Below are 15,390 nucleotides of genomic sequence, written 5' to 3' on the forward strand. Positions count from 1 at the left end.
TTACCAATTATCGGTACGAAATGGTGCCGCTAACATTCCTTCTTTATTGATTAGATTTGCATCTTCAGGATTGTTGCTCCACGCGTAGCGGACTGCCTTTGGATTGCTGATCTTTGGATGACTCAACACGACCTCATTCCCACGTATGACGGCATTCGCCCATAAGAATTTTTGATCTGAACCGGCAATTGCAAAATGTTGTAGTTTTTTTCCCTGACGGATAGCCAGCCCCTTTCCAATTTCGTCGAATGAAATAATAATCCGATCCCCATCAACCCGCATCTGCTTATACTGAGGACCTGAAGCAACGACTTGGTCTTTATACAACATCTTGCGTGCGCATACAAATAGTCGCTTGGCCATATCCTTTTTATTGAGCGGATGAATATCGTTCCACTCACCAAGATCATATGTTACCGCTAGTGCTGTAAATGGTATTTCTTTGCTGACCTGAAACTGAGCTTCTCTGATCCGTGCCCAATTGGATTCTGCTGGTACTGTATCCTTGACCATAAAATTCGGCAACTGTACCATCAGAAAGGGGAGCTGCGGTTGACCAAAATGCGCGCGCCAACTATGGACCAACGACGTAAGATACCGCTGATAACGTAATGGATTGGCGGTATTGGCCTCCCCTTGATACCAAATTACTCCCTTTAACCCGTAGTCATGCAACGGATAGATCATTCCATTGTAGAGGCCTGAGCCAACCTGTCCCAAGTTCTGTAGGCGGCTTTTATAGCGATCAACTTTATCTTGGTCCACGGCAACTTGCCAATGCCATTCGCCTGTGAGATCAATGCGTACGTCGTCGAGCTTGATCTCATAGGATTTATCAGGTGTGAATCCACCATCCTTGTCGTCCATTCGCAGACGTACAGTTAAATTATTTCTTCCAGCGCGAAGTACCCCCGCTGGTATATCGTAAATCCGTGGTGGATACCGATAGGCCGTAGAACCGACAAAATGACCATTTACATAAACGGAATCACTATCAATCAACGTTCCCAAATACAACTTGGCATGCCGCCCCTCTTTAGCCGTCGGAACAGCAAAATCCTTCCGAAAATAACTGACACCTCTGTTTAATCGATGCGGTTTGCTCCAGTATTCGGGAACCGGCACTGTTGGCCAATGCAAATCATTATAATTTTCTGCGGTCCACAGATCTACCCCGTCATCTTTTTCGGCCAACCTAAGGCTATCGATCGCATGTTGATCTAGCAACAGCTCTGGAAATTGCTTTAGAGACTTCTGGTCGACCCAGCGTTCTATTCCCGATCCACCAAGGCTGGATACGATCATTCCGACCGGAATACCGTTATGTTGGTAGGACTCCAATGCATAGAAATAGGCTAATGCCGTCCAATTCATCACATCTGAAGCTATGCCCGAATGCCAACGTTCACCAGGCGGTATCTCTTCCTTTACCTCAATGGGACTATTTTGTGTCGGAACCTTGAAATAACGGATCATATGATTATTAGATTCATTTATTTCAGGAAAACGTTCGACAAGACGCTTAATTGGCGTTTCCATATTAGACTGACCCGAACAAAGCCAGACATCGCCGATTAACACATCACGAATAACAATGTCATTAATCTCCATCGTATAGGGTCCCCCATAACGCTGTGGCGGGATCTGCACATTCCACTTGCCATCCTGTCCGGCTTCTGTATAATAGTATGCCCCTCTAAAACGAAGGGTAACCTTCTCACCTTTCGATGCCCATCCCCAAATATGGAGTTCGATATCCCGCTGTAGAACCATCTGGTCTCCCATGACTGCTGGCAGCCGTACACGGGCAGCGCATGGCAGCAGTCCGATAAGACAAACAAAAACCAGTGTTAGACGACTAAAAAAAGATGAAAAGCAAAAGAAATTTTCTATTCTAAAAAACATATTCTACCACTTTACCTTCCAAATTTCCAACAATCGAAAAACAGGATATTTGACGGAGCCTTGCCTTTAAAAACAAAGTATAAATCATGTACTCCCTTCACTTTATTGGCTAGTATAGTCTCCACTGTAGTCCAGCGGTCATCGCCTCCTGTCATGGGAACTTGTATCGTAGCTAGTAAAGCCCCATCGATCGCTCCCGAACGTACCTCCATACTGACACCACCGTTATGTGTTGTTCCCACTCGCGCAAAAAAATTGCTTGCACCTCTCTCACCAAAGTCAACGTTTTTCACACAGGTATAAGCTCCATCTTTCTTTGCCTTTATAAAAACGCCTACTTTTTCATTCTGATAGGATTTAACATATTCGGACCAAGCAATCATTTCGGCCTGATGGAGCTCGTAGGGATTCACCGCTGCTAGCGCACGAGTAATTCCAGCTGTCATTTTCATCGGCGGGATACTACCATCTGGATTAAAGCTTAACTCCTGAACAGCAACAGAGCGCGTAAAACCTCCACCGCCGGGCAAAGCTCCATTGTGGTAAAAGAAGTAACTCTTTCCTTTAAAATCAACAACACCTGGATGGTTTGTGAATGCTTTTCCTTCCGCAGGCATGATTACTCCGCCATACTTCCAGGGACCTTCGACTTTTTCGCTGGTCGAATAACCGATAAATTCAGGTAGAGGACCTCCCGGCCAAAAGAGATAATACAAGTCGTTTCTTTTATACAACCAGGGGCCCTCCTCATAGCTTGTTGGTCGTTTCGGGTCGCCCGCTCGTTTTCCGAAAGAAGCTGCCGTCATTGGAACCTCAACGATATCACCTGCATAGGAGATCATATCTTCATTCAGCTTGACATATTTCAATTGGGGATTACCCCAGTACATATGCGCCTGACCATCGTCGTCAATAAATACAGTCGGATCGATATCGCCCCATTCACTCTGCAGCAACGGTTTGCCCAAAGGATCATGAAATGGACCTAATGGGCTATCCCCGACAGCAACGCCGATCGCACCGCGGTTGTTCTGTTTAGAAATAACAGGCACGTATAGATAAAATTTACCGTTTTTTTCAACACATTGTGCCGCCCAGGCATCACCCTTTGCCCAATCAAAATCGGTATAAGAAAGAATCGCACCATGATCCGTCCAGTTTACCATATCATCGGTTGAATACACACGCCAATTGTTCATATTAAACCAGGTGGACTCTTCTTCATCCTGTGTGGTGTAAAGATAAAGACGGTTATTATATACCAAAGGTGCAGGATCTGCCGTATAGGCTGTTTGTACAATCGGATTTTGTGCCTTCAATGCATTTATCGTAACAAAAAACATGATCAGAAACCCGACCGGTAATAGCGTAAAAAATTGTTTTCTCATATCATTTTAATTGCTGGTCAAATGGAAGTAATCAAAGTCTACATAGCCGCCAGCTGCTTTACTCGCATAGTTAAAAAGTCCGAACCGATACCCCATAAAATGAGGAATGGTATAACTCATTTTTAACACGTTACCTATTCTGTTCCAATTGTGTCCATCCGTACTATAAAAAAATTGGGCCGTATCTTTTTTGTTTGAAAAATCACAGCTCGCTTTAAAAAATACACGTTGCTGTTTGAGGTCGATCTTGGCCAGTTCTTGTGGTGCCCCCGTCATCGCATTGATCATTACCAATGATTTTGTGTTTCCTTCCATCCGAACGCCTACTAAACCATAGTTTTTTTGCAATAGTGATAATCCGGCAAAATCACCATCTTTCATGTTAGAAACCTCTACAGCAATAGCGGCGCTGCAGCTCGGGCCGATGGTGCGTTGCGTCAATGTATTTTTGGCCGACAGAAAGTCCTCAGTAAGGTCGCCGGTTCGAAGTCTCAAAAAGCCACTGCGTTCGGTCACTGACCATAGATCAACAGCTGGGTTATGGTTCCATTGCCATACTAGGGAAAGGGCGGGTTCGCCAGCTTTCCGCTCAAAATCATCTGAGCTAACAATTCCAGGGCTTAAGCTTTTGTTTGCGGCAAGATCCAATGTGGCTGGTACCTTTCCATCAATTCCAAGCACAGGCCAGCCATCCTCCCAGTAGACCGGAACCAAAAACGGAATTCGGCCTACAGCACCATAATCCTGAAAAAGATAAGCATACCATTTTCCATTGGGCATATCGATCAGCCCTCCCTGTGCCACACCCTGATCCTGCAAAACCACTTTCCCCTCATACGGACCTTCCAATTGGCTGGCCCGATGTACAATTACTGTGCGCATCCCTCCCGCTGGCCATGAAATATTAAAAAGATAATACATACCATTGATCTTAAACATTTGGGATCCTTCAGCAGGTAACCCGGCTTTGCCTTCTTTAGGATTGGCGGGTAAAGAGGCATTCTCTATCAATACCCGTTGTGTTCCTGCTTTAACACCTGAAAAATCTGGCGATAATTCAGCAATATAGATGCGCCCCCCACCCCAGATCATATAAATTTTCCCCTCGTCAAAGAATAAGCTATGATCGTGCATCATCGGTTGAAATTCTTTCGAAGTCCAGGGTCCATGTTCAATATCTGCTGTCTGGTAAATATGCGTTTTTCCTGTATTGGCCGAAAATGTGCTGACATAGTAACGCCCCTCATGAAAGCGCAAACTGCTTGCCCAGGAGCCGTGCCCATACGCATTTTTATGGTTTGACAGATTGAGTTCATCCTGATCGCCAAGACGATCGTAAGCATAATTAATCATCGTCCAATTGACCAGATCTTTGGACTTCATAATCGGGACACCGGGGTTCATATGCATGGTCGTGCTGCTCATATAATAGGTATCACCGACGCGTATCATGGACATATCGGGCACGTCAGCAAAGATGATTGGATTATGGGCCTGTTGCGCTGTCGCTCCCAAAAACGTGATCATCAAGGAGAAGACAAAAGCGCTGATTTTCATTCTTAACATATTGACAGTTTTTATGAGTCGCATTAATTTAGTAAACCTTAAATGTATAGTATTTTCCAGGCAAGGTTCGTACATCGTATTCATAATAGCTTGGTAATTCAATTCCTTTCAGATGTGAATCTGCCGAATGAATACTCGCTGGTGTTATTACAGGAGCTAAAAGGGCATTCGTCTGATCGCCTTTTGCTAGTTGAAGTTCAGGTCCTTTCAATTGCGTAGCGGTCCGTAGCCGCAAATTACCGCCTAAAGATGAAAAGACCGTCACCTCCTTTATCTTTCCTTTTTGCCATTGCATTTCAATTTCAAATCCACCGCGCGCCTTGATCCCCCTTACCCAGCCCTCTTTCCATTGATCAGGAATTGCTGGCAACAGATGCACAGCACCATCTTGGCTTTGGACCAGCATCTCCGCAATTCCGGCCGTTAAGCCAAAATTACCATCAATCTGAAATGGAGGATGTGCCGTAAACAGATTGGGATAGGTACGTCCCTCGGGATGGTTTTCATCGGAAACCGTCAACATCTTTTTTATAATTTCGTAGGCATGGTTTCCGTCCAATAAACGGGCCCATAAATTTATTTTCCATCCAATTGACCATCCCGTCGCAAAATCACCTCGATAGATCAACGAATTACGTGCTGCCTCAAACAATTCAGGCGTGCGGAACGGTGAAATTTGACTACCTGGAAACAATCCATATAAATGGGATACATGCCGATGTTGATTGTGCGGATCATCCACGTCTTCCAGCCATTCTTGTAACTGATTATAACGACCTATATGCATTGGTGGAATCCGCCGTGCCGTTGCCAATAATGTGTCCCTATACATTGCATCAACACCGAGGGCTTCTGCCGCCAAAGCGGTACGTGTCAGCATGTCGTAACATAGCTGATTATCCATGGTTACGCCTGCCGCAAGTGGCCCTTGCTCGGGCGAAATTGAAGGACTCAGAATGAGCCATTGTTTAGTCGGATAACCACGATGCTCGACAAGCACAGACAAAAGAAAGTCGCAAGCTCCCCTCATTACTGGATAATATTGCCTTAAAAAGACCTTATCTCCCGTAAAAAGGTAATGTTCCCACAAATGTTGAGACAACCACAGCCCTCCACTCGGCCACATTCCGGCAGCCGCAAAATCAATCGGACTCGTCACGCGCCAGATATCGGTATTGTGATGCGCTACCCAGCCGCGCGCATGATACAATGTCTTCGCTGTCTCTTCTCCGCTTTCACTGAGCTCTTTAATCATCGAAAATAACGGCTGGAGCGTGCCAGAAAGGTTGGTAACCTCTGCTGGCCAATAGTTCATTTCGGTATTGATATTGATCGTATATTTACTGTCCCAGGCTGGTTGCATGGAGCGGTTCCAGATGCCTTGCAGATTAGCAGGTTGACCACCTGCCTGTGAAGAACAGATAAGCAAATAGCGGCCGAATTGAGCCAACAAAGTCACGAGCGCAGGGTCCTGTGTATGGGCAAAATTTGCGATACGCTTTGCAATAGGCTCCTGATGTTCACTGCTCAAACTGCCCAAATGGAGCTGGAAGCGGTTAAATTGTTTGCCATAAGAAGCGATGTGCTGCCGCAAAGCAAGCTGATAATCCTTATCCATCGCTTTTTGCAACCTTTTAGCAGCCACCTTATGGGGATCAACCCCCAATTGTTTGTAATTTTGGAAATTGCTCGCTATGGAAATGTAAAGAGAAATAGAACTTGCACCTTTTATATCAATCGATTGGTCTTTCACAACAAGCTGTCCATCGATATGCTTTACTCCCGTATGAATCTGATAAACAACCTGCCCTTTAATACCCTCATGATCGGATCCTCGTCCTGCTAATATAAGTTTATCACCGTTTTTGTAAATAGTATGCTTCGACTCATTCTCATAAGTTAATGTGCAATTGAGTTTCCCCTTCTTGCTCGACTTTATTTTCATGACAATGACATCATCAGCAAACGAAGTAAAAACTTCTCTGGTAAATGTTACCCCATCTACTGTATAACGGGACAGTGCTACCGCCCGTTCAATATCCAGTTCGCGATAATAATCCTGATACTGTTCGTGCCCAGGAAATCGCAGCAGTATATTTCCTGCGGTCTGATAGGGCATGCCATGGGTTTTGGTGAAGAAGGTTTCATTCGCAAGTCTATCGGCTTCAGCTGATTTTCCATCGAATATATAATGCTGAATAGTTTTTAATGCCGCCCCACCTCTCTTATTATCGTTGCGATAAGGTCCACCCGCCCAAATAGTTTCCTCATTGAGCTGTATGCGTTCACAAGATGGAATTCCATAAACCATCGAGCCCAACCGACCATTTCCCAGCGGTAAAGCTTGTTCCCATACCCTTTCGTCTGCAGGCCGATCATACCATAGGGTCAATGCCGATCGCTTTTGGGCAAACAACAACGTCATATTCAGTGACAAGATCACAATGAATATACTTATGTACTTCCAAATAAAGTTTTCAATCATTTTTCTTGATACCGTTTTTTGCAGTTTCGGGATTAACGCAGAGGACCAATAAACTCATTGTAAGATAGGCCAAGGCCAACCGTCGAATATTTTATTGCTATGATCAACTTATTAAGGTCTTTTATTTCTTATCCTTAAATAACAATTGCGAAACATTATATAGGTCATTTCTCCACACATTGAAGTCATGTCCTCCAGGCTCCAGATAATAAATATGAGGCACTCCGTGTTCTAAAAGGTACTCATGTGTACGCTTACTGATATTGAGCAAACCGTCCTGGTCACCACAGGAGATCCATAGCATTTTTAGGCTATCTTTAGCTTCTTTTGGAACAGGCAGTAATTCCTGTGGCATCTTGGTGTTGGGCGCAGAAGAAAAGCCCCCGACCCAGGAGAAGGTATCCATATGGCCCAGTCCAAAATTCAGCGCCTGGCCTCCTCCCATAGACAGCCCAAAAATCGCGCGGTGTTCACGATCCTTGATAACGGGAAACTGCTTTTCAACAAATGGAATCAGGTCATTGAGCAGATCTTTTTCAAAAGTTGAAAACGCCGCTACCCGATCCGGTGCCATCACATTTCCACCAGCACGGTCATCTTCTATGGCACGGCCATTAGGCATGATCACCAGCATGGGTTCCATTTTTCCTTCCGCATACAGGTTATCGAAAATAACCTGTGGATTTCCATGTCTGAACCATTCCCGTTCATCACCGCCGATTCCATGCAGCAGGTACAGTACAGGGTATTTTTTTGCGGTACTATATCCCGGCGGCGTATAGATTAAGGCTTTCCTAGTAACCCCTACAGTTTTCGAAGGATAAACTACGGAGTCGATTTTTCCAGTGGACGCCAATTTTCGCTCCACATCGAATCCTTGTGGAGCAGCCTGCTGCGCCCGAGCGATTAAGCTGACAGAAAACACGCACAATAACGTGTAGATCATTTTTCTCATCATATAATTGGTTTAACAGTACATCAATTTTAGGTAAGCAACCGATAAAAGCAACAGCGCACATCCAATCTAGAAACAGTTGCCTAATTTCATAATAGAACAATAGCCCATGGCAATTAGGTCGCCACTTTCCTTTTTAGTACTCTTAACACCGCAGCTACAATAGCGTCGGCGTTTAGGCCATATTTATCCATCAGCGCACTTGGCGGTCCCGATTCACCGAAACTGTCGTTTACAGCCACATACTCTTGCGGAGTAGGCAATTGTTTTGCTAACAGTTGTGCGACACTATCTCCGAGTCCACCGATACGGTTATGTTCTTCGGCTGTAACAACGCAGCCCGTCTTAGCGACAGAAGTCACTACCGCTTTCTCGTCTAGGGGTTTGATGGTATGGATATTAATGATTTCGGCATCAATACCCAATGTTTCCAATTCTTCCCCCGCACGTATAGCTTCCCAAACGAGATGCCCTGTTGCCAAAATGGTCACTGCATTACCCGTGTTGAGCATCACGGCTTCACCGATCACAAATTCCTGATCTTCCGGCGTGAAAACCGGTACTACAGGTCGTCCAAACCGCAGATAGACCGGCCCTTTGTGTTTGGCGGCAGCTAGGGTTGCAGCCTTCGTCTGATTATAATCGCAAGGGTTAATAACTGTCATGCCCGGAAGCATTTTCATCAATCCAATATCTTCCAATATCTGATGGGTCGCTCCATCTTCACCCAATGTAAGGCCGGCATGCGAAGCTGCGATTTTCACATTTTTATCTGAATAGGCGATAGACTGTCGGATCTGATCATATACCCGACCCGTTGAAAAATTGGCAAATGTACCTGTAAACGGTATTTTTCCACCAATGGTAAGTCCAGCCGCAATACCCATCATATTTGCTTCGGCAATGCCGATCTGAAAGAAACGCTCCGGAAAGGCCTTGATGAAATCGTTCATTTTGAGGGAACCGATCAGGTCTGCACAGAGTGCAACCACATTTTCGTCTTCCTTTCCCGCTTCCAGCAAACCGGCTCCAAATCCAGAACGTGTGTCTTTCGATTCTGTGTATGTATATTTTTTCATGTTAATCTATTTCAAAATCACCCTACGATTAGGCAATATAATCTCCCAATGTTTCTGCATTCTGGTTTAAGGCCAAACTTAGTTGCTCATCGCTGGGCGCTATGCCATGCCATTTATGCGAGCCCATCATAAAATCGACGCCATTACCCATTTCCGTATGGAGCAACACCATTACTGGCAAGCCAACTCCGGTTGAAGCTTGGGCCTTTTGAAGTCCTGAAATCACAGAACCAATATCATTACCACGCATAATCTCAATAACCTTCCAGCCAAATGCCATCCATTTGCGAGGTAGGTCACCCAGCGAAAGGACATCATTGGTAGCCCCATCAATCTGCGCACCATTGTAATCTACAATAGCAATCAAATTGTCCATTTCGTTGTGGGCTGCATACATGGCCGCTTCCCATACCTGCCCTTCCTGTAATTCACCATCGCCCATCAGCACATAAACAAAGCGGTTATCTTTATTTAGTTTTTTTGCTTGAGCAGCACCAATAGCGACAGAAAGCCCTTGTCCCAAGGAGCCCGAAGCGACCCGGATACCTGGCAGTCCTTCGTGTGTTGTCGGATGTCCCTGCAACCGTGAGTTGAGTTTTCTGAAAGTAGCAAGTTCATCGATTGGAAAATACCCCGATCGCGCCAACACACTATAAAATACCGGAGAGATATGACCATTGGAAAGGAAAAACAGATCTTCCCCCATACCATTCAAGTCAAAATGATCGTTTCGCTGCATCAACTCGAAGTACAAAGAGACCAACAATTCAGTACAACCCAACGATCCTCCCGGATGCCCCGACTGGCAACCATGTACCATGCGGAGTATATCCCTTCGGACTTGCTTAACAATCGCTTCTAAATTATGTATACTATGTTTTGTCATGACCATCTCAATTGTTACTTTGTGCAGCAACGCGTTTATGATCAGCTAAAAATTGAGCGAGCCCACTGTCCGTCAGCGGATGTTTTAAGAGGGAGAAGATCGCCTGCAAAGGTCCCGTCATAACATCCGCACCAATCTTGGCACAACCTAGTATATGCGCACTATGACGTACCGAAGCCGCAAGAATTTGGGTTTCAAAAGCATAATTATCATAAATGGTCCGTATTTCACGGATCAGCGCCAATCCATCAACAGATATATCATCAAGCCTGCCCACGAAAGGCGACACATAAGTAGCTCCAGCTTTCGCGGCCAAGAGTGCCTGCCCGGCAGAAAATACCAGGGTGCAGTTGGTTTTAATTTGCTTTGTACTAAAATATTTAATCGCTTTAATGCCGTCTTCAGTCATCGGAACCTTAACAACAATCTTATTGTCTAAGGCCGCTAAGAGCAAACCTTCGTCAATCATCCCGTTAAAATCAGTCGAAATCACTTCAGCACTGACATCACCCTCCACAATATCACAGATAGCTTTGTAATGGGCATGTACATGAGTTGTTCCTGTAATGCCCTCTTTGGCCATGAGCGAAGGATTGGTCGTCACTCCATCTAGGACACCTAAATTTTGAGCCATACGAATCTCAGTGAGACTTGCTGTATCGATAAAAAATTTCATTTTTTTAGTTGATTAGTTTTGTATTCGCTAGATCTCTAGCGATTGGTTATAAGGCAAAACTATAGTTTTCAACCAGATAGGATTGCAACAAATAAAAAAAAGAAGGGTAAAAATGTTTAAAACAGATTACCCTTCCAAAAAACTGATCTAAAACGACCTTTTTAAACAACAATTTTGTGCTTATTACACGGATGTGCTTTTTTGCAATTGGATATATTCACTTGGTGTCATTTGATATTTCGCTTTAAAGACTTTTGTAAAATAGTTTGGATTGGCAAATCCCGTCTCGTAAGCAATTTCAGAAATGGACTTATCACTTTTTTCAAGCAAGCCCGCAGCCTTTTCTAGTTTTACCGAGCGTATAAAATCTACGGGTGACATTCCCGTAAGTTCCAGCAACTTATTGTATAGGGAGGCTCGGCTCATCGATGTGTGGGCACTCAGCGCTTCTACCGAAAGTTGTGGATTATCGATATTATCGTGCACATATTTGAGCACTTTTTGTAAAAATTTATCTTTTTCGGATTTAATCGTCATTTCGGGAGCTACAATAGATACCTGTTTACTATAGACTTCCTTGAATGCTTGGTTCAGCTGGAGCAGGCTGTTAACCTTCGCCACCAGTACATCCATATCAAAGGGTTTGGTCAGGTAACCCACCGCCCCAGACTCAAGGCCACAGACAAGACCATTATCGACTTGCGAAGCCGTTAGCAAAACAACAGGGATATGTTTTGTCCGCTTATCCTGTGCAAGCTTCTGTGAAAATTCCATACCATTCATATACGGCATCTGTACATCGCTCACCACAAGGTCAGGATGATGGAAAAGTGCTTTTTGCCAGCCATCCTTCCCGTTGGTAGCCTCGATAACCTGATAATACTCTTTTAAAGACTCGCTGAGGTAATACCTAAAATCTTCATCATCTTCAATAATCAACACAAGTGGGCATTGTCTAAGCTCGGCAGGTTGTGCCAAAGCGACCCCTTCTGGTTCAGGAACACCTTCGTAAACTGGATCAGCTTGATCCAACCATAGATCAAACTTAAAGACACTTCCGCTGTCAGGTTGACTGCTTACCGAAATCTCGCCATGATACATCTGAACAAATGATTGTGCAATTGACAGTCCGATTCCTGAACCTTGGCTCGCCACTTTACCCTCAGTATCATGCTGAAAAAAGCTCTCAAATATCGATTGTTGCAACTGCTCGGGAATTCCGATACCAGTATCCCGCACTTCAAAGTAAACATGCAGCTTTTTATTGACCATATTTACCGAAGATATACTTACGGCGATGTCCCCACCTTTTTTCGTGAATTTGAAAGCATTATAGATCAAATTAAACAAAATACGCTCAACCTTGTTACGGTCAAATCGACAATATAATTTCTCCTGGCAAGGGTAAAAAGAATAATCGATTCCTTTTTGCAAGGCCATGTCCTGAAAAGAGCGGTATACTTCCTGTACAAAAGATACCAATTCACCTTCTTCATCCTGCACTTTCAGTTCATGGTATTCCATTTTTCGAAAATCAAGTAACTGATTGACTAAATTCAACAGGCGGCGCGCGTTACGGCTGATCAAATTAAGCTGTTCCCCCAGCTTACTATCTTTATTTTTAGCAACCAATGCATCTATAGGGCCCATGATCAAAGAGATTGGTGTGCGGAATTCATGACTTAAATTAGTTAAAAACCTAATCTTCATTGCATCCAATTGATGTTTGGTCTCTGCATCCCTTTTCTGTTGCTCAATAAGCTGCCGCGCCTGGATACGTTCCTGCTCAATCGCAAATTTTTGCTTTAACTTTTGAATGCCACGGTGCCTGATCCATAGAAGTACACCCAACACTGCAAGCACATAAAATAGATAGGCATAAATGGTACGCCAAAACGGTGGAGCAACGTGTATAGCAATTGATTTGATCTCCTTGTTCCAAATGCCATCATTATTGCTTGCGCGTACCTCAAAGACATAGTCTCCGGGATCCAAATTTGTATAATAGGCACTGTTTTCCTTGCCATTGCGAATCCAATTTTTGTCAAAACCGACAAGTCGGTACTCGTATTGGTTATCCTCAGGCACAGTTAGATTTAGAGCCGCAAAAGAAATTGAAAAATTTTGTTTGTACTTCAGGTTGATACGATCGGCAGTCAACAGAGACTGCTGAATTGGACCTTTCTCCGTGGGCTGCACGATCACATTGTCAATTTTTAAATCCGTCAGTGCGACCTTGGCAGGATTGCTATTTGTTTTTAAATGTGCCGGATAAAAATGGTTAAATCCCTTCTGACCGCCAAAGTAAATTTCTCCATCGTCCGTTTTTAACGACGCACCCAGCATAAAAGCACCTTCTTGCAATCCCACGGCATTTGAATAGTTTTTAAACGTATGATGTGCCGGAGAATAACAGCTCAATCCTTTGTTTGTTGAAAACCATACTCTTCCTTTGTCGTCTTCCACAATACTCTGGATAGCACCATTTACTAGTCCATCTTTCTCGGAAAGTGTTTCAAATAGTACTTTCCCTTTTCGTAGCAAGCCTACCCCATTGCCATTTGTTCCAACCCATAAATTCCCATTTTTATCCATATGTATGGCCAATACATAATTGCTTGGAAGCTTATTTTTCGCTTTATCATATTGTGTAGTCCGTTGTTTCAAAGGGTCATACATCACCAGACCCGAGCCGTACGTTCCTATCCACATGTTGTGGCCTTGGTCTTCAGCTAGGGCACGTATAAAATTCCCCGGCAACTCGATCCCATCGTCTGAGTGTTCTTCCCGTTTGTATTTTTTGACAGTTCCACTTCCCTTTTGGATGATATTCACACCGCCTCCATTTGTCCCAACCCATGTATTTCCCTGAAAGTCGACTTTCAAACAAAAAATATCGTTATTATTCAAGTTGTCTGTTCTATTCCCAACGGTGTATCTTTTGAGATTTCCTGAAGTGAGATCGTAATTCATCACCCCTTGCTGATAAGTTCCGATCCAAAGTTGATCGAGTTTTCTTTCCAAGGTCAGCACCGTAAGATCTTTAGGCAGGCTCGCAGATAGTACAACAGGCGACAATCGATCCGTCGTTCGATCGTATTTCCAAATACCACCACCATCGACCCCCAGAAAGATCTTATTTTGATAGGCCGCAAACGAAGTCACTATAGCTGGGTCCCCAGTCATTCCTTCCAGGAAATCCAGGCTTTTCAAACTAAATTGACTTAAATTGGTATCGAACTTATTTAAGCCGCCCTGAAATGTACCTATCCAATAGATTCCACTCTTGTCCATAAAAATAGACCGTATCGATTTATGAGAAAGGCTATGTACATTACTTGGATCAGGCTTAAAGGTCCGAACTGTAAAATCGCTGGTATTAAGTACATCGAGACCATTATCCGTTCCGATCCATAAGTCCCGCTTTTGATTGTAACACAACGTATAAATGCGTGGGCTGCTCAAAGCACCTTTTCCTAATCCCGTACCAAATTTTTTGAACTGAACGTCGCCAGGACTCAAATATTTAAGTCCAAGCATAGACCCAATCCAGATTCTCCCCTCATCGTCTTCAACAATGGAGGTAACTTCAATCCCATTCCCATACCTCTCCTGCTCCGAAAGGACTTCAAAACGTTTAATAGTCTTTAAATCTGCTGAGATACGAAAAATTCCATTCTCTGAGGATACCCACATGTTACCTCGTCGATCACGAAAGACACAGCCCGTCACTTTACCCGCAAACGTTTCCACAATATGTCGATAGGTGGGATCCATCTTCTTTTGTAGATCATTCACATCCACGATAAACAAAGCACCATAGGAAGCGATCCAAATATTTCCGTTTGCGTCGTTATCAATTGCATTAATAGCGGTGCTGAGCCATTTACCGTCGGGAGTAAGATTATACGAGCGGATGCGGTCAGCTTCCCGATCATAATAACTTAATCCACCTCCATTAGTACCAATCCATATCCTTCCCTTTCTGTCTTCACTTAAGGCCGATATATGATTTGCCATTAAACTGTTTGCTTTATTGGCATCATAGCGATACACATTGTAATGACGTCCGTCGAAGCGGTTAAGTCCATCCTCTGTTCCTAACCAAAGAAAACCATAGCTATCGCGATAGATACTATAGATGGTATTCGAAGAAAGCCCGTCTTTTGAATAATAGCGTTGAAATGTTACAGGCTGGTTTTGCCCGTACGAAAAAAAGGTCAGCAATATCCAGCTCAATGCCAGTAAAATCCGTATCATATCTTTAGGTATATCATCTCACCATAAAAACTTGAAGTGAGCTGTCAACTAAATTATCAAATTAATCCCTACTAAACTAGTCTCCACTATCATTTACACCATGTAAGGGGTAATTTTTGACATTCTTATCCTTCATTTAAACATTCTTGCTATCCACTAAATTCTCCAATGGCTAGCTTTGATTTACAAT

9 protein-coding genes are annotated in these 15,390 nt (G+C 43.8%); all 9 read right to left on the reverse strand.

Features of this window, described 5'->3' with window-relative positions; all coding sequences use genetic code 11:
* Positions 1-1,905, reverse strand: a complete 1,905-nt coding sequence (locus tag B3P16_RS06035) for a sialate O-acetylesterase (protein ID WP_286841787.1) — start codon at positions 1,903-1,905, stop codon at positions 1-3.
* Positions 1,906-1,916: 11 nt separating this feature from the next.
* A complete protein-coding gene (locus B3P16_RS06040; RefSeq protein ID WP_286841789.1) occupies positions 1,917-3,293 on the reverse strand; it encodes a glycoside hydrolase family 43 protein in 1,377 nt (458 codons plus the stop codon).
* Between the two features lie 6 nt (positions 3,294-3,299).
* Positions 3,300-4,859 (reverse strand): glycoside hydrolase 43 family protein, encoded by a 1,560-nt coding sequence (locus B3P16_RS06045; protein WP_286841791.1) that lies wholly within the window; start codon positions 4,857-4,859, stop codon positions 3,300-3,302.
* Positions 4,860-4,887: 28 nt separating this feature from the next.
* Positions 4,888-7,344: a glycoside hydrolase family 95 protein gene (locus B3P16_RS06050; protein ID WP_286841792.1), complete on the reverse strand. Its 2,457-nt coding sequence runs from the start codon at positions 7,342-7,344 to the stop codon at positions 4,888-4,890.
* A gap of 121 nt (positions 7,345-7,465) precedes the next feature.
* On the reverse strand, positions 7,466-8,302 hold the full coding sequence (locus B3P16_RS06055) for an alpha/beta hydrolase (protein WP_286841794.1): 837 nt from the start codon (positions 8,300-8,302) through the stop codon (positions 7,466-7,468).
* 113 nt (positions 8,303-8,415) lie between these two features.
* The gene (locus B3P16_RS06060) at positions 8,416-9,378 is read right to left on the reverse strand and encodes a transketolase family protein (protein ID WP_286841796.1); all 963 of its coding nucleotides are present in this window, start codon (positions 9,376-9,378) and stop codon (positions 8,416-8,418) included.
* A 28-nt stretch (positions 9,379-9,406) separates the two neighbouring features.
* Positions 9,407-10,264, reverse strand: a complete 858-nt coding sequence (locus tag B3P16_RS06065; RefSeq protein ID WP_233789148.1) for a transketolase — start codon at positions 10,262-10,264, stop codon at positions 9,407-9,409.
* A 7-nt stretch (positions 10,265-10,271) separates the two neighbouring features.
* Positions 10,272-10,940, reverse strand: coding sequence for a fructose-6-phosphate aldolase (gene fsa / locus B3P16_RS06070; RefSeq protein ID WP_115050365.1), 669 nt, complete (start codon positions 10,938-10,940; stop codon positions 10,272-10,274).
* Positions 10,941-11,123: 183 nt separating this feature from the next.
* Entirely contained in the window at positions 11,124-15,200 is a 4,077-nt protein-coding gene (locus B3P16_RS06075) for a hybrid sensor histidine kinase/response regulator transcription factor (RefSeq protein ID WP_286841800.1), read from the reverse strand.
* Between the last annotated feature and the right edge of the window lie 190 nt (positions 15,201-15,390).

Source organism: Sphingobacterium sp. UBA7631, from assembly GCF_002483935.1.
Classification (GTDB): Bacteria; Bacteroidota; Bacteroidia; order Sphingobacteriales; family Sphingobacteriaceae; genus Sphingobacterium; species Sphingobacterium multivorum.

Coding starts and splice junctions, on each gene's coding strand:
- B3P16_RS06035 (WP_286841787.1), bottom strand. CDS start 1,905: ATGTTTTTTAGAATAGAAAATTTCTTTTGCTTTTCATCTTTTTTTAGT.
- B3P16_RS06040 (WP_286841789.1), bottom strand. CDS start 3,293: ATGAGAAAACAATTTTTTACGCTATTACCGGTCGGGTTTCTGATCATG.
- B3P16_RS06045 (WP_286841791.1), bottom strand. CDS start 4,859: ATGTTAAGAATGAAAATCAGCGCTTTTGTCTTCTCCTTGATGATCACG.
- B3P16_RS06050 (WP_286841792.1), bottom strand. CDS start 7,344: ATGATTGAAAACTTTATTTGGAAGTACATAAGTATATTCATTGTGATC.
- B3P16_RS06055 (WP_286841794.1), bottom strand. CDS start 8,302: ATGATGAGAAAAATGATCTACACGTTATTGTGCGTGTTTTCTGTCAGC.
- B3P16_RS06060 (WP_286841796.1), bottom strand. CDS start 9,378: ATGAAAAAATATACATACACAGAATCGAAAGACACACGTTCTGGATTT.
- B3P16_RS06065 (WP_233789148.1), bottom strand. CDS start 10,264: ATGACAAAACATAGTATACATAATTTAGAAGCGATTGTTAAGCAAGTC.
- fsa (WP_115050365.1), bottom strand. CDS start 10,940: ATGAAATTTTTTATCGATACAGCAAGTCTCACTGAGATTCGTATGGCT.
- B3P16_RS06075 (WP_286841800.1), bottom strand. CDS start 15,200: ATGATACGGATTTTACTGGCATTGAGCTGGATATTGCTGACCTTTTTT.